Below are 21,384 nucleotides of genomic sequence, written 5' to 3'. Positions count from 1 at the left end.
CGCATTTTAACACACTATTTTTGCTATAATTAATAAATGAAAGATTTCGTATTATAGGAGGATTTTTATGCTTGAATTAGAAAAATTAAAACAAAATTTCCCTTTAATTAATGATATGCAACAATATAAACCTATCTTTTGGGAAAACCCCAAGTTTCATCAAGTTGAAGCTCTCCCTTTTTCAATAGAAGATATGGAAGACGCAGCATTACGTCTCGAACGATTTAGTAGTTATATACGCAAAGTATTTCCTGAAACAGAGAAAGATCACGGATTAATTGAATCACCATTGAAGCCCATCCCCTTTATGCACAACCACCTTTCTCAAACAGAACAACATGGAGCTAACGGGAAGTTATGGTTGAAATGCGATAGCCATCTTGCTATCTCAGGTTCTATCAAAGCTCGAGGTGGTATTTATGAAGTTCTTAAGCTGGCTGAAACGATAGCAATGAAACATGGTGGTCTCGAATGGACAGATGATTATCGTATTCTAGATGAACCACATTATAAAGAATTATTCAGTAACTATAATGTTTCAGTTGGCTCAACTGGCAACTTAGGTTTAAGCATAGGTATCATGAGTGCCAAACTTGGTTTCAGCGTTACTGTACATATGTCTAGTGATGCTCGTCAATGGAAAAAAGATTTATTACGTGCTCGTGGTGTAGAGGTTGTAGAACATCAATCTGACTACCAATTTGCTGTTGCTGAGGGTAGAAAAAGTGCAGAACATGATGCATCTTGTCACTTTGTTGATGATGAAGGTTCTGCTGATTTATTCTTAGGTTATACTGTAGCTGCATTACGCCTAAGAACACAATTAGATAGTCAAAATATTCAAGTAGATGCTGACCACCCACTTTTCGTCTATTTACCATGTGGCGTTGGTGGTGGCCCTGGTGGTGTTGCTTTTGGATTGAAAAAAGTCTTTGGTGAACACGTTTATTGTATTTTTGCCGAACCGACACATGCACCTTGTATGTTACTAGGAATGATGACGCAATTGCACGATGAGATTTCAGTGACTGATATTGGATTAGACGGACGTACTGATGCAGATGGGCTTGCTGTATCACGCCCTTCCCGTTTAGTCGGTCAAATAATGAACACACTTTTATATGGCGCATTTACAGTTGATGATAAACAAATGTATCGCTACTTATATATGTTAAGTGAGAAAGAAGATATCTTTATCGAACCATCTGCCGCTTCAGGTTTTGCTGGCCTTACTGAAGCTACAAAACACGCTAAAAATAAAGGAATTCATATAGAAAATGCCAACCATATCGTGTGGGCTACTGGTGGAAATATGGTGCCAAAAGACGAAATGATGAAATATGTGACTTACGGTCACAGTTTAACTTAGTATGTTGAATTGTCAGTAGTTGGCTCATCTTTAGTCAGCCTATCTGGGAGTGAGACAGAAATCTAATTTCAATTTTTGATTTCTGTCTCGCTCTTTTTTAATCATTTTCTTCCACTTCTTTAATAAGAAACTTTTAGTTATCTAAGTTAAATCAAATATCTATTTTCAGAATATTTATTGAATTTAAAAAATAACTATGTTAAAGTATTCTTTATCAATCCACTTTAGTTCGGTAGAGTAACAAAGTAAAAAAAGACAAAGGATGGTCATATTATGAATACAACGACACTTATTAACAACAAAGAATTTGAATTAGCCTTTTTAAAACATTTTCAGCAAGCTGAATTCAAACTCGTAGATTTCAGTTTTATCGAATCACTGTCATGGCAAACCCTTACAACAGACGATTTGCAGCAAATGACTGAGCGCAGTTTCTGGCAACATGACCATCATATCTTTGCATTACGCAATGATTTTACCGATCAATTATTACGTTATTACAGTAATTATCCACCACAATATCAAAGTGTTGCCTACACTGGCCCTATTGTTCGTGATAATGAAGTTTATACTCAACTAGGCATCGAACATTACAATCCAACAATTACAGACATGCAAAACGACTTCATCACCTTTTATGACTACATCAAAACAACATTAAATGATGATATTGATTTTGTGATTTTAGGTCATTATCAACTGATAGATTTACTTTTATCGCCTAAAGAACAAACTGAAGATGTATTGAAACTCATACAGGAACGTAATATTTCAGAACTTACATCTCAATTAGGTATAGCGCATCCCGTTGTTCAACTACTCACTACCAAGACCACAGAACAACTTGATTTATTAAGTCAGCTATTTCCACATGATCATCGAACAATACAGGCATTACGCCGATGGGAACAATGGTTTAAATCTCAAGATATTACTAATATTCACTTAGATATCACGCCACAACCACCACGTTCTTATTACAAAGGTGCCTTTATGAGATGTCATCTTAAAAATAATAAATCACAACAACTTACAGGTGGTTTTTACAAAGGTGAATTAGAAGGCTTTGGACTTGGTTTTATACTTTAATTAAAAAGGGAGAGAACATCATGCTTACTGTAGCTTTAGCGAAAGGAAGATTACTAAAAAGCTTCATTGCTTATTTGAATGAAGTAAATGAACAAGAACTAGTACGCGCATTGGAACAGAGAGAGCGTCAGTTACTCATCTCTGTAGGAGAAATCCAATTTGTTTTAGTTAAAGGGAGCGATGTACCTATTTATGTCGAACAAGGTGTTGCAGATGTAGGCATCGTAGGTAGTGACATTTTAGAAGAAGGTAATTACACAATCAATAATTTACTTGATTTGCCTTTTGGTGCTTGTCACTTTGCATTAGCAGCTAAACCAGATACAACAACTTTTACGAAGGTAGCTACATCTTATACTAAAACAGCTAGAAAATATTTTGAAGCCCAAGGGTTAGACGTAGAATTAGTAAAACTATCTGGTTCTATCGAATTGGCATGTTTAGTCGATATGGTCGATGGTATTGTAGATATCGTCCAAACAGGTACCACTTTAAAATCGAATGGCCTAGTTGAAAAAGATACTATTAAAAATATTAATGCCAAATTAATTACAAATAAACAATCTTATTTTAAAAAATCAGCCGAAATAGACGATTTTATACAAACATTGGAGGTGTCTCTCATTGATTATAAATAAAGCTACATTTTTAAAGGACTATTTAAATCAATCCGCATTAAATGAAGGGTTATATCCTCTAGTTAAGGATATTTGTGACAATGTAAAGCTTCAAGGTGACCAAGCTTTAAAAGCTTATAACCAACAACTTGATCATGTAGAGACATCAGAACTTGAAATTCCTTATGAAGTTTTAGAAACGGCTTATAATCGCATTGACGATACATTACGTGATGCGCTTCAGCAAAGTCACTCACGTATTAAAGCTTATCAAACTTCTATTAAATCTACAGCACAACAAGGTACAAATGAATGTTATGAAATGTATCATCCATTAGAACAGGTCGGTGTATATGTACCGGGCGGTAAAGCAAGCTATCCTTCAACTGTGTTAATGACTGTCACATTAGCTAAGGTAGCTGGTGTTAAAAATATTTTTGTTGTCACACCACCGCAAGCCCGAGGATTACCTGATATTGTTTTAGCAGCTTGCTATATTGCAGGTGTCGATAGAGTATTCCAGGTTGGAGGCGCACAAAGTATCGCAGCGCTTGCTTATGGTACAGAAACAATTCCAAAAGTAGATAAAATTGTAGGTCCCGGCAATCAGTATGTTGCTTACGCAAAAAAATACCTCTTCGGTCAAGTAGGTATTGATCAAATTGCTGGTCCAAGTGAAATCGCCTTAATCATAGATGAGACGGCTGATTTAGATGCTGTAACTTTCGATGTATTTGCTCAAGCAGAACATGATGAACTTGCGAGAACGTTTGTGATTAGTGAAAATAAAGCGTTATTACAACAACTCGAACAACGCATCCAACAAACTTTAAGCCAAATAGAACGTCAACCTATCGTTGAAGCAAGCTTAACAAACAATCATTTTTTAATTTCAGTAGATAATTTTAATGAAGCATGTGATTTAATGAATCAAATCGCCCCAGAACACGCATCAATTCAAACAGCTTCACCACGTGATTATCTAAATCATGTGCGTTATGTGGGCGCACTATTCTTAGGACATTATTCTCCAGAAGTTATCGGTGATTATGTAGCGGGACCGAGTCATGTCTTACCGACCAATCAAACTGCGAGATTTACCAATGGTCTATCCGTTAATGACTTTTTAACACGTCATTCTGTGATTGATTTATCTGAAGCTACATTTGAAAAAATTGAGGGTTCTGCACGTAAGCTCGCTCATACAGAACAACTTTTTAACCATGAACAATCTATAGAAATCAGATCACCAAAGGAGCCACGTAATGATTAGAATCAACAAAAATGAAAGTCCACTTCGTCCATTATCTGATTCAAAATTGGCAACAATTATTCAAGAAGCAACATTTAATTTCTATCCAGATGACGAGTATGAACGTTTTAAAGCAGCTTACGCAAATTATTATAATCTTTCAGCTGAGCAAATTATTGCAGGTAATGGTTCTGATGAATTAATTCAAAAATTAATGCTGATTATGCCAGAAGGCCCAGCACTTACATTGAACCCAGATTTTTTCATGTATCAAGCCTATGCTTATCAAGTTGATCGCCCAATTGAATTTGTAAATGCTGAACCAGATTTATCATTCGATTTGGAACGTATTTTGCAACGTATAGATGAAGTTCAGCCAGCGTTCTTTATCATGAGTAATCCGCACAATCCGTCAGGCAAGCAATATAGCCTGACGTTCTTAAAAGCAATTGGAGATAAAATGAAAACATTAGGTGGTTATTTCATCATAGATGAGGCTTATTTAGATTTTGGTAATACTTATCAAATAGAAATGCAGCCCCACATTTTACAAATGCGTACACTTTCAAAAGCATTTGGCATCGCTGGCTTAAGATTAGGCATGCTTATTAGTACGCCCGAAACAATACAAGAAATTAAAAGGATTGAACACCCTTACCCATTAAACACAATTACATTGCATATTGCTTTATATATGTTTGAACATACAGAAATGCTGAACAATTTTATAAATCATCAAAGACAACTTGCTATAAAATTACGCAATATGTTTGATGACTTAGTATCAGATATCATGGTCGTATTTCCTTCCTCGACGAACTTTGTTTTAACAAAAGGAACTGCAGCACAAAGTTTGGGCGCATTTATTAAAGCGCACGGTTTCCTACCTAGAGTCTATGACGAAAACGAAATGGCTGATTATGTTCGTTATTCTATAGCTACAGATGAACAGTTAGATGAATTAGCAGCAATCATTAAAAATTGGAGGTCTCAATATGATTTATCAAAAAACACGTAACACTGCCGAAACACAATTAAGTATTTCACTTGCAGATGATCAACGTACAAGCAAAATTGATACGGGTGTGGGTTTTCTAGATCATATGCTTACCCTCTTTACTTTTCACAGCAAATTGTCAATTACAGTAGAAGCGAATGGTGATACGGAAGTCGATGATCACCATGTGACTGAAGATATTGGTATCGTACTTGGTCAATTATTATTAGAATTAGTTAAAGAACGCAAAAGCTTTCAACGCTATGGCGTAAGTTATATTCCTATGGATGAAACACTTGCACGCTCAGTTGTAGATATCAGCGGCCGTCCGTATTTATCATTTAATGCAGACTTTAGTAAAGAAAAAGTAGGTACTTTTGATACGGAACTTGTAGATGAATTCTTTCGTGCTTTAGTGATTAATGCACGATTAACAACACATATCGATTTATTACGTGGCGGTAATACGCACCATGAGATTGAAGGCATATTCAAAGCATTTGCACGTGCACTAAAAGAAGCTTTAGCAAGTAACGATTCAGAAGGCATTCCCTCTTCTAAGGGTGTGATTGAATGATTGCTATCATAGACTACGGTCTAGGAAATATTAAAAATGTACAACGTGCAGTCGAACATTTAGGCTATAAAACGATACTAACAGATAAGCAAAGTGAAATAGAAGCTGCAGATATCATCATATTACCTGGTGTGGGTCATTTTAAAGACGCAATGCAAGCGATACAAGCACGTGGCTTAGCATCAGTGCTACAGTCAATTACAGATAAACCGATTATAGGTATCTGTCTTGGTATGCAACTCTTATACGATTGGAGTGCAGAAGGAAATGTCGAAGGTTTAAAACTTTTCCCGGGAAATATTGTTCCAATCGAAACACACTATCCTGTACCTCATTTAGGCTGGAATAATTTAATTAGCAACCATCCTCAATTGGCACAAGATGTATATTTCGTACATTCATATCAAGCTGAAATGTCTGAACATGTCGTTGCTTTCGCTGAATACGGTGATCCAATTCCAGCAATTGTTCAATATAAACACTATATCGGCATTCAATTTCACCCAGAAAAAAGTGGAGCCGATGGATTAACAATACTCAACCAAGCATTGAAAGGCGGTTTCTTATTATGATTAAACTCTGGCCAGCAATTGATTTAATCAATGCTACAAGTGTACGACTAACTGAAGGTAAATATGATTCAGAAGAAAAAATGCCACGTAGCGCTGAAGAAAGCATCAAATTTTATAACCAGTTTAAGTGTGTTGATCGTATTCACATTGTCGATTTAATCGGCGCAAAACAACAATCATCTATTGAAAGAAATTATATAAAAGAGTTACGACAACTTACTGAAAAATCAATGGAAGTTGGTGGCGGTATTAGAAGTATCGACACAATAGAAGCCTATTTCAATGACGGTATTGATTATTGTATTGTAGGTACCAAAGGGATTCAGGATTTAGCATGGTTAGAGCAAATGGCAAATCAGTATCCAAATCGTATATACATTTCTGTTGATGCTTATCGTCGTGATGTAAAAATCAATGGTTGGGAACAAGACGCTCAACTAGATTTATTTGATTTAGTTAACGAAATTGAACGCTTCCCACTTGGTGGTATTATTTATACAGATATTTCTAAAGATGGTCGATTGGAAGGACCTAACTTTGAAATAACAGGACAATTAGTAGCAGCGTCTGATAAACAAATTATCGCTTCAGGTGGTATACGAAACCAACAAGACTTAACACAGTTAGAATCACTAGGCGTCTATGCTGCAATCGTCGGTAAAGCAGCGCACAATGCTGATTTTTGGGAGGGATTATCATGATTAAAAAGAGAATTATCCCCTGTTTAGATGTAAAAGATGGTCGCGTAGTTAAAGGGATTCAATTTAAAGGGTTACGCGATATTGGTAATCCAGTAGACTATGCGCTTTATTACAATGACCAAGGTGCAGATGAACTCGTCTTTTTAGATATTTCTCGAACTGAAGCTGGTCACGATCTCGTACTTGATGTCATTGAGGAAACTGCCGGAAAATTATTTATTCCACTTACGGTTGGCGGCGGTATTGCTACTTTAGATGATATATCGGAACTACTTAACCATGGTGCAGACAAAGTTTCACTGAATTCAAGCGCACTTAAAAATCCAGAGTTCATTCAACAAGCAAGTGAAAAATTTGGAAGTCAGTGCATTTGTATCGCTATTGATAGCAATTATGATGACGAACTGAAAGACTACTATTGTTATACTCACGGTGGTAAACAACGTACTGATAAACGTGTATATGATTGGGTCCAAGAAGTAGAAGCATTAGGCGCAGGTGAACTACTCATCACAAGCATGACTCACGATGGTATGAAACAAGGCTTTGATGTGAAACATTTACATGATATTGAACAACTTGTAAATATTCCTGTCATCGCTTCAGGTGGTGGCGGAAAACCAGATCACTTTGTTGATTTATTTAAACAAACAGATGTCTCTGCAGGCCTCGCAGCAAGTATATTACACGATAAAGAAACCACTGTAGATGAAATAAAACAAACAATGGCACAAGGAGGTATTCCCATTAGATGACACAACAACCTGATTTTAGTAAAGGACTCTTACCAGCAATTTTGCAAGATGTTGATACAAAACAAGTGCTCATGCTTGGCTATATGAACGAAGCAGCATATAATAAAACATTAGCAGATGGCATTGTTTGTTTCTATTCTCGCTCTAAAGAACGTTTGTGGACCAAAGGCGAGTCTTCTGGCCACACGCAAGTAGTTAAAAACATTCATTTAGACTGCGATCAAGATACACTACTCATCGATGTTGTGCCAAATGGTCCAACTTGTCATACTGGGAGCCAAAGTTGCTTTAATACCGACGTTCCTTTTAATATCCAACAATTAGAACAAACTGTAACTTCAAGTGCACAATCTAATAAAGAGAACTCATATACACAATATTTGTTAAATGAAGGTCTTGAAAAAATCACCAAAAAATTTGGAGAAGAATCGTTTGAAGTTGTTATTGGCGCGATGAAGTCTGACCGTAATGAAGTGACAAATGAAACTGCAGATTTAATGTATCATCTATTCGTATTATTACATGCTTTAGATATTAAATTTGAAGACATCGAAGCTGTATTAGCACAACGTCATCAGACCTCAAATAACTTCAAAGGCGAACGTAATGATATAGACAATTGGTAAAATTAACAATTGCTTTACTACGATGTGAATCCTTTTTAATTTTGCTAACATAGCAAGATGATTGCTATCAGTCGATTTTAAATCATAAAAAAGAGAGCGAAAATCAAAATTTGATTTCCACTCTCTTTTACTTTATATTTTATCTGTTTTTCAAAAGTTCTTTTTTGAAAAATTCTGCTTGTTTTTCTACTGAGATCAAATCAGCATAAATGGCTTCATCCATTGAATAATAGATCACATTGCCATTTTGTACAGCTTCATTATTATGCCATATGTTCGATTTAACAAATTCATTGTTCACTTTCCCACCATCTTTTGTTGGTAAGAGTAAGTAATCACCTGAATAGTCATTGAATTTTTCTTTAGGTACTTTCATGAATTTTTCTTTTGGCATTGCTTCCTTAGCTTCGGGATCTTCTTTTAGTTTAAACCCTTCGTAAATTGCTTCACTGCCTCGTCCAAATCTAGGTCCAAATTGATAAATATCTTTTGCTTGAATATCCATAATTGAAAAAGTTTTATCTTCCCCAATGGCTTTTTTAATTTCTTCACCATCTTTTGCTAACTTTTTAGATAGTTCATCAGCTTGTTTCTTAGCTTTGCTTTCTTTGTTTACTAACTTACCAATTTCAATATGAGTATCTTTATAGTCCATATTTTGTACTTTTATAGGTACTGTTGGCGCTATTTTAGATAATTTTTTATTATTTTTATTTTCTTTATATGTAATAATCAAATCTGGTTTCAACTTAGCAGCAGCTTCTACATTTTCTGAATTAATTTTCTTAACTTCCCCCATGTCTAAATACTTAGAGTCTGGATATACATTCGTAATACCAACAGGTTTAACACCTAGTTTTTTTAAGTTCCCGTAATTTGCTGTTAAAACTAAGACTCTCTTCGGATTTTTAGGTATTTTAACTTTACTACCATCCTCAGTAGTATAAGATTTCGTATCCTTATCATCTTTTGCATCTGATTTATTAGATTCATTGCCACTACTACATGCCGCTAAAAATATTATAAAACATAACATTAAACATAGTATTTTTTTCAAATTAATAACCTCTCCCATTGTATAATACCTTCATTATAATTGAAATTGATTATCAATTGCAATTTAATTATACTTTTACAAGAAATAAATATATACTTTATTTAATAAGATAAATAAAATTACTGCTCTTTTAATTATCTTTTGATATTATAAAATTATATTAGGGAGATGACTGAAATGGAAAATTACTTTTTAGGAATTGATCATGTACAAGTTGCTGCCCCGGCCAATCGTGAATCAGAAGCTCGCGAATTTTATTCAGAAACACTTGGATTCAAAGAAATTACCAAACCTGCTAACTTAGCCTTAAATGGTGGCGTATGGTTTCAAGTCGGTCACCAACAACTACATGTTGGTGTTGAAGATGACTTTTCACCGGCTAAAAAAGCACACCCTGCTTTTCTCGTTCATAACGCTACTGACGTAAGAAAATCACTTGAATCTAAAGCAATTGAAATTATATATGGGGATGAACTCGAAGGTGCAGATCGTTTTTATATTTATGATCCATTCGGCAACCGAATTGAAATTATTGAATGGTTATAACTTAGTGTGTTTATTAAAGTCCTTAAAAATACGCCTTGCACATAATCATTTATGTACGAGGCGTTTATTAGCTAATTTTTGCAATTATAATTGTTCATCTATCAATGTTAACGCAATTTCTAATGCTTGAATTCTATTTTTTAATAATGTCGTTCGACTATTTGGATTTCCTTTTGTTCTAATTGCGTCAGCGATTTTTAACATTTTGTTAAAAGCGAGCGTATTTGTGTCCTACTTTGTTGTAATCCTGTTTTGTTATACTGTTCCATTATTTTCTCCCAATGCTGACTTACTAATCTCAATGTTTATAATCAGCTTAAAGTTCTAGACACATTAGGTCCTCATCATAGTAAACAGTTCCATCGTATAGTGCTTTCGGCTCAGTTCCATAACGTTTAAATCCTAACTTTTCATATAAACTAATTGCACGTTTATTTTCACTAAGCACGCATAAATTGATTGTTTTTATTGTATTTTGTTCAACCACATAATCAACGATTTGTTGGATTAGTTGCTCAGCTATACCTTGTCGTCTATATCGTGGGTGACAATATACCGAAACTAAATTACCTTTATGCTTTATTTTTTCTAAAGTCTCACTATAAAACGTCGCAATACAAACCAGTGTTTCTTCATCAAAAGCCCCTACAGTAAAATGAGTAGCACTATTTTCTAACCTCACTTTGAATTTCTCAATCGAAAATTCAATCTCTCTATCATATGTAGAAGCAAAGCCATTAGGGTCTGTCTGGAGTGAACTGAGTCTTAGTAATCGATACTGTGATACATCAGCTTCACTTAAATATCTAAAGTCCATTTAATCACGCCTTTCAGTCTATCGCTACAACTATCATTATAGACCCTTAGCTCTGCTTGAAGTTACGGGTCTACACTTATATTCTTCTAAACTGGTCGTACAGTTACTTCGTTCACATTGACATGACTTGGTTGTTGTAATGCATATATAGCTGCTTCTGCAATATCTTCAGGGTCTAATTTTTTACGTTCTCCCCAATCCGTTGCTCCACTTAAAGGTGTATCAACCATTCCTGGTGAAATACTCGTTGCCCTAACGCCTGTCTTAGCCAATTCTTTTTCTAAGCCTTGTGTTATCGCATGTACAGCTGCTTTTGACGCACTATATAATGTACTTTTTTTCGTTACTTCAAATCCAGAGATAGAAGCTATATTTATAATATGACCACTTGATTGATTTAAAAATGTTGGTAGCACTGCATTTATGCCATAAAGTGTTCCTTTAACATTCACATCAATCATTGCATCCCACGCCTCTACATCACCATCTGTAATTGCTGAAGACAGCATTTGACCAGCACTATTGATTAATATATCTACACGACCATATATGTCTTTCGCCGTTTGGACTAAGCGCTCAACATCTTGTTTGTTTGTAATATCCACTGCTAATGTCTCAACGTCTGCATTGCCTGCTTTTTGAATACGTTGGGCAGTATCATTTAAACGTGATTCATTACGCCCTGACAATACCACTTTCACTCCATGACTTGAAAGTACTTGCGCAATACTTGCACCAATCCCACTACTTGCTCCTGTAACAATTGCAACTTTATTTTTTAATTCAACCATTTATAACTTCCTCTCTTTATAATGTAGGTAAATCTTTCCTTATATTTTCACATTGTATCATGCAGTTATAAGGATAAATAAATAATTGAATTTGGGTTATCTTGTCAGAATACATATTTCATTATAAAGTAGGTGTATATAATAAATATAAGTAGCAATATGTTCGATGCTTAAAGGAGGATGGCTCATGAATTTTGAAGAACGCTTAGCTAAGTTACGTGAAACGATTGGTAAAACAAGCTTTGATTTTCGATTTGAATCATTATTTGATAAAGAAGAATGGATTAATATGAACATACCACAGCGTAAACAATTAGAACGTGAATTTCATAAATTTATAGAACAAAACGACCATTTACGTATACCTTACACTACCGAAGACCATATTCGTATGCGCTTGTATAATTTAGTTTATGATTACAATGAAATTAAACATAATTTTAAGTCCTATATTTGATTCCTTCATACTAAGATAACGTTTGAGTATGCATTTTATATACAATACAAAAGCCTATACTACTGGATGAACAGTAAGTATAGGCTTTTTTAAGCTTCTAACGGACGAACGGTAAATCATGAAAGTTGATACTGTGGAGAAAACCATGTTAGAAGTTGGCTAATACCTTTCATTATTACACAGTCATAACGAGAGGTATTACTCAACGCCATAATCACTCAATGCACACAGTGTATAAATCATTAGCTAGCTACTTTTTTTGCAAGTCCATAATTGTATAATTTCTCTGCATCAACGTAAGCTATATAATCAATACTTCTGTATCCATCTTTAATATCATTGATAATACCTTGGTTTACACCGGTATGAGTGTAAATATCATAACTACTTTCATTTGAAAAAATAACTTCCTCAATTACTTTTCTCATTATAATCACTCCGTATTTTTACTTTCGCTAAGCTTTTCTATCTTCTACACTTTCATCATAATAGATAGTAACTTGATTTGAAAGTGTTTTGTGATTATTTTCACAAAATCATCACTTTTAAGCTTTTTCTATTTATTAAAATCGTTTATTAATTGACTTCTCAAATTAATTGAAGTGATTTCTTTATTTTTATGTTGTTGAAAGTATTCTTATATTATTATTTTTATAGAAATACATAAGCTATGAGTACCTCATTACGTTCTTTCACAAACATATTTTTTATTAAAAGAATAACCTTTTTGTTAAAATTCCTCCTTAAACTAAACATTTTGTGAAAGTTATCACATTATTCCGTGAAATAATGTGGTATTTTTGCTTTGAGCGTGATAATTTTAATAGTGTAATGTAAGCGCTTTATAAAATTCTCTACGCTTAGACTAACAATACTTTAACTATTTATTCATAATGTTTAGATAGCTATAAATAAAAATTATTTTTGAAAGGAGCATTTAATATGATCGAAACTTTATCACAATATCAACCTAAATTTAAAAAATTGATTTGTGTTGATTCAGATGGTTGTGCCATTGATTCAATGACAATTAAACACGAACGCGCTTTTGGCCCTGCGCTTGTAAATGAATGGCAACTTGATGATATCAAAGAAGCTGTGTTACAGCGTTGGAATGCTTTTAATTTGTATGAAATAACAAGAGGGATCAATCGTTTTAAAGGCCTCGAAAAAATGTTAAGCGAACTTGTAGCAAAGGGATTAAACATTGAAGGTTATGAAGATATAAAGCATTGGGTTCAAACCACTGCATCTTTTTCCAATCCGGCTCTAGAACAAGCAATACAAGCCTCTCCTGAAAAGTTAGGCTTACAAAAAGCACTGGCATGGTCGCACAGTGTAAATGACCACATCAAGAATTTACCTAGTATTGGTCCTTTCGACCATGTCCAACGTACGTTGAAAAATGCCTCAACGTTTGCAGATATTGCAATCGTATCTTCCGCAAATTTATCCGCAGTTGCTTATGAATGGGAAACATATCACCTTACACCCTATTTGAGTGGCATGTTTGCTCAAGAAGCTGGTACTAAAGAATACTGTTTAGAACAATTGAAACAATATTACAATACCGAAGACATCATCATGTTAGGTGATGCTATGGGTGACATGGATGCTGCAAAATCGCATGATATTTATTTTTATCCTATTTTAGCAGGACATGAAAATCAATCATGGTTAGATTTTGATAATAAATATTTAAAATTATTTAAAGAAGGTCGATTCAATCAAGACATTCAATCATCCTTAACTACTATATTTTATAATAATTTCGAAGGAGAGAACTAAATTTATGGCAAAAGTAAATTTAAAAGCAACACCTTATAATTTAGATGACGAACAAATTTCATGGGTAGAGCGTACACTTGGCAGTTTGACAGACGAAGAAAAAATTGGACAACTCTTTTTTAATTTATTTTCTTTAGAAGGCGGTAAGAAGTTTCATGATGCTGACTTAACAAATAAAGAAGTCTTAGAACGTTTCCACATTGGTGGCGCACGTTATGAGGGCGGGAATAAAGAAGATGTACAAAATTTACTCAATGATTTACAAAAACACGCAAAAGTTCCAGTCTTAGTAGCCGCAAACTGTGATTCAGGTGGTAACGGCGCTTGTAAAGATGGTACCTACATCGCAAGTGCTGCTCAATGTGAAGCAGCACAAGACAAAAAAGTAGCTTATAATGCTGGCCTCGTATCAGCACGTGAATCTTCTGCTTTAGGCGTACATATTAATTTCGATCCATGTGTAGACATTTTGCAAAATTGGCGAAATACAATAGTGAACACACGTGCTTATGGTACAAATGCAGAAACAGTTATAAAATATTCTAGCGCTTTTATAGATGGATTTAACTCTGAACGTGACATGATTACTTGTATCAAACACTTCCCAGGAGATGGTACTGAAGAACGTGACCAACATCTCGTACTTGGTGTAAATGAACTCTCAACACAAGAATGGGATGATAGTTTCGGAAAAGTTTATCAGCATCATATCGATCGTGGTGTTCAAATGATTATGGCAGGTCATATTGCACAACCCGCTTATTCTAAAAAATTAAATCCAGCGCTTGAAGATAAAGATATCTTACCTGCTACACTTGCACCCGAATTAATTACAGGCTTATTAAAAGAAGACTTAAACTTTAATGGATTAGTTGTTACTGATGCCAGCCATATGTTAGGTATGACCGCTGCAATGCGTCGTGAAGACTATGTGCCACAATCTATAGCTGCCGGCTGTGATATGTTCTTATTCTTCAATGATTTAGAAGAAGATTATCAATTTATGTTAAATGGTTATAGAAATGGTGTTATCACTGAGGAGCGTTTAAATGATGCTGTACGTCGTATTTTAGGACTTAAAGCTCAAATGAATTTGCATAAACAACAAGCAGAGGGTACACTAATCCGCCCACAAGAAGATTTAGCTATTATTGGTTGTGATGAGCATTTAGCAATGCGTACTGAAGCTGCTGACTTAGGTATCACTTTAGTTAAAAACACTTTAGATCAATTACCGATTCGACCTGAAACGCATAAGAATATTCAGTTATATATTATAGAAGGTGAAAAAGATGGGATCTATAAATCTGCAAACAATGTAGAAGAAGATATTATTCAAGAATTAGAATCACGTGGTTTCCATGTGACATTGAATGATGGTTCTACACGAGTTAAAGGTAAAACGTTAGAGTATCGTGAAAAAGTAGATGCAGCACTTGTCTTTGCTAATATTATTGGTTACGCAGCTGAAAATAATTACCGTATTAAATGGGGCACTGCCATGAGTAATGAAATTCCTTGGTATGTGCATGAAGTCCCAACAGTATTCGTTTCTTTAAACTTCACAACTCATTTGCACGATGCGACTATGGTCAAAGCTTATATCAATGCCTACCATTCAAACCCAGAAACAATCAAACAAACAGTAGATAAAATCATGGGTGAAAGTGAATTCAAAGGTATTCATAACGACTTAGTTTGGACAGATAAATGGCAAGCAAAATTATAATATTAAGTAAGTTTTCTATATTAGATTGTTGAAACATTTTAAGAACATAAATACTTATCAACGACTAAAAGGGATTTTCCACTTATGGAAAACCCTTTTTATATTTGTCGTTACAGTCGTTACCTTTATTTGCATTTTCAATCATGCTTTACAACGAACCAGCCTCAACTAGTAGTCCTCGGCTAGTGTTTTATTAACTCGTCAGGAGTCGCCCTAAACTACTACCACTTTTCAAACAACATAGGATATAACTTAAAAAGTGATAGTGTTTATAATATTAATTATATTAATAGTTAAAAGATATCAAATGAAGTAGTTTTCATATTGGAATGCTTTCACAATAATCACTTATTACATAAATTAGTTAGCAAAAAGTTTCATGATATTTATAAATGTATACAAAATAAACCCCCTACAAATGCCATCATCCATCGTAGAGGGTTCAATGTTTAAACTTTATTATAAATCATGTGTGTTATTGTTTATATCCAAAATCAGGAATATTATCCCAACGTTTTTTAAAATAATGTGCGACTGCTTTCGGTCTTCTCTCACGAGTGAAGATACCCTTTTTATTTCCTTGGACTCTAATAATTCCACTAGATGTTTCGAAGTCAGCAAAGTTCCATGTTTGTTCACCTATAAATTGAGGATAGTTATCTATAACTTCATGATTGGCTTCATAATAACGAATTTGATATTCTTCCGTAAATAATTCGTCATTAATTGCGTGCATCCCCGCTATTGTATCTGCACCGTATTCCGTAAACATAATTGGCTTGCCTGGTTGTTTCTCGCTCCAACCATCTAACTCTGTTCTCAATGCTTCTTTTGCTGCTTCTAAATCGCCGGACTGTGTATACCAACCGTAATATCGATTTAAGCACAGCACATCTACTAAATCTTGTACCTCACATGTATCTGGTTGTGAAGTGAGAATTGTCACAATCGTTACCGGACGTTGTTGTGGATCACATGCTCTAGCTAAGTTTACTAAAGGTTCAAAGTACGCTTTAGCGCCTTTTTCAGTAGAAGCCGGTTCGTTGGCGACAGACCACATCACTACACATGCATAGTTCTTATCACGCTCAATCAGATCTTTAATTACCGCTTCATGCGCTTCTTTAGTATCTATTTCCTTAAACGTATCTCGTGTCGTAGTACCAGATAAAATAGCGCTAAAGTTTAGGTGCACACCTACCGCAGTCGTTTCGTCTATGATGACGATACCTTGTTCATCTGCTAAGCGCATCATTTCTTCTGAATATGGATAATGTGATGTTCTAAATGAATTAGCACCAATCCATTTCATCAGATTAAAGTCTAATACGTTTGTAACTTCATTCATACCACGTCCACTATAATAAGCATCCTCATGTTTACCAAAGCCTTTAAAGTAAAATGGTTCTCCATTAATTAAAAATTGTCCTTCTCTGACTTCTACAGAACGAATACCGAAACGCTCTGCATACGTATCAATAACTTGGTCATTATCTAACAGTGTGACTTCTAAATGATATAAATAGGCATTTAATGGTTGCCATAGATGAGGATTATCTACTTCTATGATACCTTCTGCGCCTGATGTTTCAGCTACGATATTATCCTTTTCATCTCGTAGCTTAACAACTATTGTAGGCACTGCTTCATTCGTAGTGACTTTATATTGTACCTTAGCACTGTTTTCTAATACTTCTGGCACAATTTCAATATCTTCTATAAATACTTTAGGTGTCGTATATATTTTCACAGGTCTATGTAAACCTGCATAATTAAAGAAGTCGAAGTTTGGTGAATTTTTGTTAATTATTTTACCATCATTATTAATCGTTTCACTGTACTCACCAACTGGCAAAGTGGTTTCATCTAAAATATTATTCACACAAACTGTTAAACGATGCTGACCAGAACCAAATTCCGAATCGAAGTCAACTTCAAATGGTAAGAAGCCACCTTGATGTGATGTTACTTCTTTACCATCGATATATACTGTTGCTTTATGTGTTGCAGAACCAAATCTTAATACAACACGCTCGTTTCTTAACACGTTAGGTATTGTAAACGTTCTTTCATACCATACATTACCAACGTGATTACGAATATCAGAAGTAACACCTTGGTCGTTATATGATCCTGGCACTGCAATAACTAAATCCGTATCTAATGGTCGTGTCACATCAATTTGATCATCTACGCCCTCTATCTTAAAGTCCCAGATGCCATTTAAATCAATGATACTTCTATATTTATTTATCACTGGATATAACATGATTTAACCCCCTCTAAAACAGTTCAATTATCTAAAAATGAATTATAATTCTTCTCTAAGTGCTAATTCTTTAACAATTTGTTTATGTCTATGGTCAGTTAATGGATATGCAAAGAAGAACAATATCACTGCGATTAAACAAAGTGAAGCAGGTACAATAAAGAACAATACTTTTAATCCTGCTATTGTTTCAGCTGATTGAGCTGCTTGTGGTACATAACCAATGAGCGTTAAAGCTAAACCTGGTAGGAAACCAGCTAAACCTTGTGATATTTTTCTAGTGAAACTGTAACTTGAATAAATAATACCTTCTGATCTAATACCTGATTGCCATTGGCCATATTCTACAACGTCTGCAATAAATGCCCAAGTCACAGTATTAGGAATAACTAAGAATAATTGTGCAATCGTATTAACGATTAAGAATAATAACACGTTATCGGAGAAGAACATGAAGTTAATAAATTGGAATACAACGAAACCAGATACACCGATAACTGCTGTCATTTTCTTACCTACTCTTTTACTTAAAAATGTAGTTAAGAACAATGCGGGTACTAATATAATAACGTTTAATGTACTCACAACGCCCACTAAATTAGCTTCACCCAGCACATATTGGAAGTAATATAGTTGCGAGGACTGTTGTAAGAATAATGCTGTAATCGTTAATAAAGTATATAATGCTAAAATGATAAATGGTCTATTTTTAAATAAATTTAAAAACGCTTTACGACCAATACCTTTTTCTTTCGGTCTTTCTACTGTATGGCGTTCTTTAACACCTTTGTAACACAATAGATGGAATGTCACACCAGCGACAGCAAGTATACCTACTACAACTGGATAACCCAATGCATGACTAGAGAATAGACTAACTAATGGGATAACTACAATCCCAGAAATAAACATAGCCCCCTGTGAACCTAAGTTACGAAACACTGATAGTTGCGTACGATCATCTGCATTAATTGTCATAGATGCTGATAATGAGCCATATGGGATATTCACAAATGAATATGCTGCGTTAAATAATAAGTAAGTTCCAAATGCCCATATTATTTTCCCCGTTTGACTAATATCTGGTGACATAAAGGTTAAAACTGTAAGTAATGCGAGCGGTATCGTACCGTACAAAATAAAAGGCTTAAACTTGCCACGTTTAGCAAAGTTCCTTTGATTATCTACTAAAGTCCCCACTCCAGTATCTACAAAGGCATCAAAGAATTTCGCAACAAGAAACACAGCTCCCCCAACTACTGACGGTATGCCCAAAATATCTGTATAGAATAACAGTAAGTAAATTTGTCCCATATCAAACATTAAGCCATTACCTAAATCTCCAAATCCATATGCAAGTTTTTCTTTGAATTTTAATCTTGGTGATTGAATTTCTTTAAAACTCTTTAACTTACTATTTGCCGGTTTTAATTTTGCTGTAACCATGCTGATAACCTCTTTCCACTATAGAAACGTTCCTGACTGCGCTTTGCTGTTTTAATCGTTTCTTAGTATGTATTAGTGATTGTTACAATCAATCGATAATAAGACACATAATTATGTAAGCGTTTTCTTATATCGTTAAAATTTTTTATTCCCATAAATTAAATTACTTTTGAAATCGTTAATGACATATCGCTCACCCTTATTTATAGGAATCTTAACTTTATTATATTTTTAATTACAGAACAGTCAACATTAAAATAACAACGTTGTTATAAAATGAATTTCACTTAATTAATACATCGTAAGCGTAGGTGATTCACAAACTCTATAACTACAGCTTTTATTGACATACGAACTCAGCTATTTCTTTTGGTTTGCCTACAATTCATTTTTTAAATATAAGTGTGTAAACTTGTATGTTAAACAATGGTTTTACATCATAATTATCATTTTATTAATATTTTTAATAATATATTCACTAAAAATGAAACAATTAATGCTTTTTCTAATTTTCTATACTTCATTATCCTAATAAAACTCTTTATGTTTTGTTCGATAACTTAATGGTGTTGTTCCGTATTGTTTTTTAAAGCACTGTGTAAAGTAACTTTGCTCTTTAAATCCAACATAATTTGCCACTTCAGCGACGGTCATTTTAGTTCTCGCAATAAGGTCACGTCCCTTTTTCACTCTTGATTCAATGATGTATTGTGAGATAGATTTATGAATTTCCTTATTAAATATTTTGGACAAGTAACTTGGTGCCAAACCAACATATGAGGCGAGCTCATTTAATGACAATGCACTATCTAAGTTTCTTTCAATGTATTGAATTACCTTACTTACTTTTGGACTATAGGCATTCGCTTTTACTTTCATCGCACTATCTGTATATGCTTTAACAATTGAATGGGTGATTTCATCTAAAGTTTCTATGTCCATTGTTTGATCTATTAATGCCGCATACTTTGCAGATATTTCATCAATATGAATCAAACTTACACCCGCTTTTTCTCCGGCTTTACGGCATAACGTATTTATCAAATATGCTTTGTATTGTTCATTTGAAATATCATCCCTTACACGTCGTAAGCCTGCAACTGATAAATTCATTGCATTTAGAATTGATAAAGCTTCATTAGCATTGCCATTTTCAACTGCAGTAAGTAGCTGATTCTCCATATTATAACGATACTCTATTTCTTTTAATGTATAATCCATTTGCGCTTTGGATTCTGCTAACTCCTCTGTATTCGAATGAAAACTAAAATCAATTTTCACAGTTTCATAAATGCTATTTCTTTTTTTCAAAAAACGAATTGCCAAGCGACACATTTTTTGTGCTTTAACTTGGTGACACAAAGGTATCGTCAGTAAATATTGCTTCAATATAGAAAGTTTCGATATTTTAATATCTAAGCTTTGGAGTAACTCATTACAACGACGTTCATTTGGTCGCTTCTCCATATATGGACCAACAATATAAATTTGCTTATACTTTTTAAATTTGAAAATTAAAAAGTTTACACCAAAACGATTCGTATAATGATAAATTTTATTGCTATGCATTTGTACGATAAAATGTTTCAACTCATTATTGAACTGCTTGCGTGCAGTATTTGTAAACGGCGTCTTGATATGATTAATCACCCCATTCATATCACTCATATCATATCCTTCTAGCCGAATTCCCAATAATTGTAGCGCATGCATCTGTAAAATCTCTAGCGTTTCCTCATTCATAAAAAACACCCCATTCCTTATATTTTTATTATATCTAAAAATATAAGGAATGGGGTGTGAAATTTATATTAAATTTCTTTGAACTTATCAAACAATTCTATAACCAGTTCGTTTTTTATTATCAAAAAAATTAATTCAAAATATTAATTCAAATTGGATAAACAGCTATTTACGGTATCTTCACAC

General features: G+C 34.1%; 21 protein-coding genes. 14 read left to right on the top strand and 7 right to left on the bottom strand.

Annotation, left to right across the window (positions count from 1 at the left end; genetic code table 11):
• Positions 1 to 67 precede the first annotated feature (67 nt).
• The 10 genes from NSR03_RS00595 to hisIE all read left to right on the top strand — a co-directional run bounded on the left by NSR03_RS00595 (position 68) and on the right by hisIE (position 8,555).
• On the top strand, positions 68 to 1,369 hold the full coding sequence (locus NSR03_RS00595) for a D-serine ammonia-lyase (RefSeq protein WP_069813379.1): 1,302 nt from the start codon (positions 68 to 70) through the stop codon (positions 1,367 to 1,369).
• A gap of 273 nt (positions 1,370 to 1,642) precedes the next feature.
• A complete protein-coding gene (locus tag NSR03_RS00590; protein ID WP_002506735.1) occupies positions 1,643 to 2,458 on the top strand; it encodes an ATP phosphoribosyltransferase regulatory subunit in 816 nt (271 codons plus the stop codon).
• A 20-nt stretch (positions 2,459 to 2,478) separates the two neighbouring features.
• On the top strand, positions 2,479 to 3,096 hold the full coding sequence (hisG, locus tag NSR03_RS00585; RefSeq protein WP_002506734.1) for an ATP phosphoribosyltransferase: 618 nt from the start codon (positions 2,479 to 2,481) through the stop codon (positions 3,094 to 3,096).
• On the top strand, positions 3,086 to 4,348 hold the full coding sequence (gene hisD / locus NSR03_RS00580; protein ID WP_394802333.1) for a histidinol dehydrogenase: 1,263 nt from the start codon (positions 3,086 to 3,088) through the stop codon (positions 4,346 to 4,348). The genes hisG and hisD overlap by 11 nt, the downstream gene beginning before the upstream one ends.
• A complete protein-coding gene (locus NSR03_RS00575) occupies positions 4,341 to 5,345 on the top strand; it encodes a pyridoxal phosphate-dependent aminotransferase (RefSeq protein ID WP_046465945.1) in 1,005 nt (334 codons plus the stop codon). Before hisD ends, NSR03_RS00575 begins: the two co-directional genes overlap by 8 nt.
• Entirely contained in the window at positions 5,323 to 5,901 is a 579-nt protein-coding gene (hisB, locus tag NSR03_RS00570; RefSeq protein ID WP_046465946.1) for an imidazoleglycerol-phosphate dehydratase HisB, read from the top strand. The genes NSR03_RS00575 and hisB overlap by 23 nt, the downstream gene beginning before the upstream one ends.
• Entirely contained in the window at positions 5,898 to 6,473 is a 576-nt protein-coding gene (gene hisH / locus NSR03_RS00565) for an imidazole glycerol phosphate synthase subunit HisH (RefSeq protein ID WP_046465947.1), read from the top strand. The genes hisB and hisH overlap by 4 nt, the downstream gene beginning before the upstream one ends.
• Positions 6,470 to 7,174 (top strand): 1-(5-phosphoribosyl)-5-((5-phosphoribosylamino)methylideneamino)imidazole-4-carboxamide isomerase, encoded by a 705-nt coding sequence (gene hisA, locus NSR03_RS00560; RefSeq protein WP_046465948.1) that lies wholly within the window; start codon positions 6,470 to 6,472, stop codon positions 7,172 to 7,174. The genes hisH and hisA overlap by 4 nt, the downstream gene beginning before the upstream one ends.
• Positions 7,171 to 7,929: an imidazole glycerol phosphate synthase subunit HisF gene (hisF, locus tag NSR03_RS00555; protein WP_046465949.1), complete on the top strand. Its 759-nt coding sequence runs from the start codon at positions 7,171 to 7,173 to the stop codon at positions 7,927 to 7,929. The genes hisA and hisF overlap by 4 nt, the downstream gene beginning before the upstream one ends.
• Positions 7,926 to 8,555 (top strand): bifunctional phosphoribosyl-AMP cyclohydrolase/phosphoribosyl-ATP diphosphatase HisIE, encoded by a 630-nt coding sequence (gene hisIE / locus NSR03_RS00550; protein ID WP_046465950.1) that lies wholly within the window; start codon positions 7,926 to 7,928, stop codon positions 8,553 to 8,555. Before hisF ends, hisIE begins: the two co-directional genes overlap by 4 nt.
• A 139-nt stretch (positions 8,556 to 8,694) precedes the next feature.
• Here hisIE and NSR03_RS00545 read toward each other — a convergent pair whose 3' ends face one another.
• Positions 8,695 to 9,591 (bottom strand): ABC transporter substrate-binding protein, encoded by an 897-nt coding sequence (locus tag NSR03_RS00545; protein WP_256093236.1) that lies wholly within the window; start codon positions 9,589 to 9,591, stop codon positions 8,695 to 8,697.
• A 198-nt stretch (positions 9,592 to 9,789) separates the two neighbouring features.
• Between NSR03_RS00545 and NSR03_RS00540 the strand changes: the two genes are divergently transcribed.
• Complete coding sequence (locus tag NSR03_RS00540; RefSeq protein WP_002506725.1) at positions 9,790 to 10,158, top strand: VOC family protein; 369 nt, start codon at positions 9,790 to 9,792, stop codon at positions 10,156 to 10,158.
• A 316-nt stretch (positions 10,159 to 10,474) separates the two neighbouring features.
• Here the strand turns inward: NSR03_RS00540 and NSR03_RS00535 are convergent, their stop codons facing one another.
• Together NSR03_RS00535 and NSR03_RS00530 are read right to left on the bottom strand one after the other, a co-directional pair.
• Positions 10,475 to 10,975 carry a GNAT family N-acetyltransferase gene (locus tag NSR03_RS00535; protein ID WP_056935904.1) on the bottom strand — a complete coding sequence of 167 codons (501 nt, stop codon included), beginning with the start codon at positions 10,973 to 10,975 and terminating at the stop codon, positions 10,475 to 10,477.
• An 86-nt stretch (positions 10,976 to 11,061) separates the two neighbouring features.
• Positions 11,062 to 11,766, bottom strand: a complete 705-nt coding sequence (locus tag NSR03_RS00530) for an SDR family oxidoreductase (protein WP_069813383.1) — start codon at positions 11,764 to 11,766, stop codon at positions 11,062 to 11,064.
• Between the two features lie 187 nt (positions 11,767 to 11,953).
• On the opposite strand from NSR03_RS00530, the gene NSR03_RS00525 reads away from it, so the two are divergent.
• A complete protein-coding gene (locus NSR03_RS00525) occupies positions 11,954 to 12,223 on the top strand; it encodes a DUF1413 domain-containing protein (protein ID WP_002506721.1) in 270 nt (89 codons plus the stop codon).
• 242 nt (positions 12,224 to 12,465) lie between these two features.
• Here NSR03_RS00525 and NSR03_RS00520 read toward each other — a convergent pair whose 3' ends face one another.
• A complete protein-coding gene (locus NSR03_RS00520; RefSeq protein ID WP_002506720.1) occupies positions 12,466 to 12,651 on the bottom strand; it encodes a hypothetical protein in 186 nt (61 codons plus the stop codon).
• Positions 12,652 to 13,165: 514 nt separating this feature from the next.
• Here NSR03_RS00520 and NSR03_RS00515 point away from each other — a divergent pair.
• The gene (locus NSR03_RS00515) at positions 13,166 to 14,011 is read left to right on the top strand and encodes an HAD hydrolase-like protein (protein WP_002506719.1); all 846 of its coding nucleotides are present in this window, start codon (positions 13,166 to 13,168) and stop codon (positions 14,009 to 14,011) included.
• Positions 14,012 to 14,015: 4 nt separating this feature from the next.
• Positions 14,016 to 15,740 (top strand): glycoside hydrolase family 3 protein, encoded by a 1,725-nt coding sequence (locus NSR03_RS00510; RefSeq protein ID WP_069813385.1) that lies wholly within the window; start codon positions 14,016 to 14,018, stop codon positions 15,738 to 15,740.
• A gap of 475 nt (positions 15,741 to 16,215) precedes the next feature.
• Here NSR03_RS00510 and uidA read toward each other — a convergent pair whose 3' ends face one another.
• The 3 genes from uidA to NSR03_RS00495 form a co-directional block, all read right to left on the bottom strand.
• On the bottom strand, positions 16,216 to 18,009 hold the full coding sequence (uidA, locus tag NSR03_RS00505; RefSeq protein WP_069813387.1) for a beta-glucuronidase: 1,794 nt from the start codon (positions 18,007 to 18,009) through the stop codon (positions 16,216 to 16,218).
• Between the two features lie 42 nt (positions 18,010 to 18,051).
• A complete protein-coding gene (locus tag NSR03_RS00500) occupies positions 18,052 to 19,455 on the bottom strand; it encodes an MFS transporter (RefSeq protein WP_069813389.1) in 1,404 nt (467 codons plus the stop codon).
• Positions 19,456 to 19,983: 528 nt separating this feature from the next.
• On the bottom strand, positions 19,984 to 21,198 hold the full coding sequence (locus NSR03_RS00495) for a helix-turn-helix domain-containing protein (protein WP_002511521.1): 1,215 nt from the start codon (positions 21,196 to 21,198) through the stop codon (positions 19,984 to 19,986).
• Between the last annotated feature and the right edge of the window lie 186 nt (positions 21,199 to 21,384).

It is taken from the genome of Staphylococcus sp. FSL W8-1207 (assembly GCF_038003745.1).
Taxonomy (GTDB): domain Bacteria; phylum Bacillota; class Bacilli; order Staphylococcales; family Staphylococcaceae; genus Staphylococcus; species Staphylococcus equorum.
The sequence above is the reverse complement of the archived record's forward strand: the minus strand, read 5'-3'. Positions and strand labels throughout refer to the sequence as shown.

Excerpts from the sequence above, each read along its gene's own strand:
- NSR03_RS00595 (WP_069813379.1), top strand. The coding sequence starts at position 68 with ATGCTTGAATTAGAAAAATTAAAACAAAATTTCCCTTTAATTAATGAT.
- NSR03_RS00590 (WP_002506735.1), top strand. The coding sequence starts at position 1,643 with ATGAATACAACGACACTTATTAACAACAAAGAATTTGAATTAGCCTTT.
- hisG (WP_002506734.1), top strand. The coding sequence starts at position 2,479 with ATGCTTACTGTAGCTTTAGCGAAAGGAAGATTACTAAAAAGCTTCATT.
- NSR03_RS00575 (WP_046465945.1), top strand. The coding sequence starts at position 4,341 with ATGATTAGAATCAACAAAAATGAAAGTCCACTTCGTCCATTATCTGAT.
- hisB (WP_046465946.1), top strand. The coding sequence starts at position 5,323 with ATGATTTATCAAAAAACACGTAACACTGCCGAAACACAATTAAGTATT.
- hisH (WP_046465947.1), top strand. The coding sequence starts at position 5,898 with ATGATTGCTATCATAGACTACGGTCTAGGAAATATTAAAAATGTACAA.
- hisA (WP_046465948.1), top strand. The coding sequence starts at position 6,470 with ATGATTAAACTCTGGCCAGCAATTGATTTAATCAATGCTACAAGTGTA.
- hisF (WP_046465949.1), top strand. The coding sequence starts at position 7,171 with ATGATTAAAAAGAGAATTATCCCCTGTTTAGATGTAAAAGATGGTCGC.
- hisIE (WP_046465950.1), top strand. The coding sequence starts at position 7,926 with ATGACACAACAACCTGATTTTAGTAAAGGACTCTTACCAGCAATTTTG.
- NSR03_RS00545 (WP_256093236.1), bottom strand. The coding sequence starts at position 9,591 with ATGTTATGTTTTATAATATTTTTAGCGGCATGTAGTAGTGGCAATGAA.
- NSR03_RS00540 (WP_002506725.1), top strand. The coding sequence starts at position 9,790 with ATGGAAAATTACTTTTTAGGAATTGATCATGTACAAGTTGCTGCCCCG.
- NSR03_RS00535 (WP_056935904.1), bottom strand. The coding sequence starts at position 10,975 with ATGGACTTTAGATATTTAAGTGAAGCTGATGTATCACAGTATCGATTA.
- NSR03_RS00530 (WP_069813383.1), bottom strand. The coding sequence starts at position 11,766 with ATGGTTGAATTAAAAAATAAAGTTGCAATTGTTACAGGAGCAAGTAGT.
- NSR03_RS00525 (WP_002506721.1), top strand. The coding sequence starts at position 11,954 with ATGAATTTTGAAGAACGCTTAGCTAAGTTACGTGAAACGATTGGTAAA.
- NSR03_RS00520 (WP_002506720.1), bottom strand. The coding sequence starts at position 12,651 with ATGAGAAAAGTAATTGAGGAAGTTATTTTTTCAAATGAAAGTAGTTAT.
- NSR03_RS00515 (WP_002506719.1), top strand. The coding sequence starts at position 13,166 with ATGATCGAAACTTTATCACAATATCAACCTAAATTTAAAAAATTGATT.
- NSR03_RS00510 (WP_069813385.1), top strand. The coding sequence starts at position 14,016 with ATGGCAAAAGTAAATTTAAAAGCAACACCTTATAATTTAGATGACGAA.
- uidA (WP_069813387.1), bottom strand. The coding sequence starts at position 18,009 with ATGTTATATCCAGTGATAAATAAATATAGAAGTATCATTGATTTAAAT.
- NSR03_RS00500 (WP_069813389.1), bottom strand. The coding sequence starts at position 19,455 with ATGGTTACAGCAAAATTAAAACCGGCAAATAGTAAGTTAAAGAGTTTT.
- NSR03_RS00495 (WP_002511521.1), bottom strand. The coding sequence starts at position 21,198 with ATGAATGAGGAAACGCTAGAGATTTTACAGATGCATGCGCTACAATTA.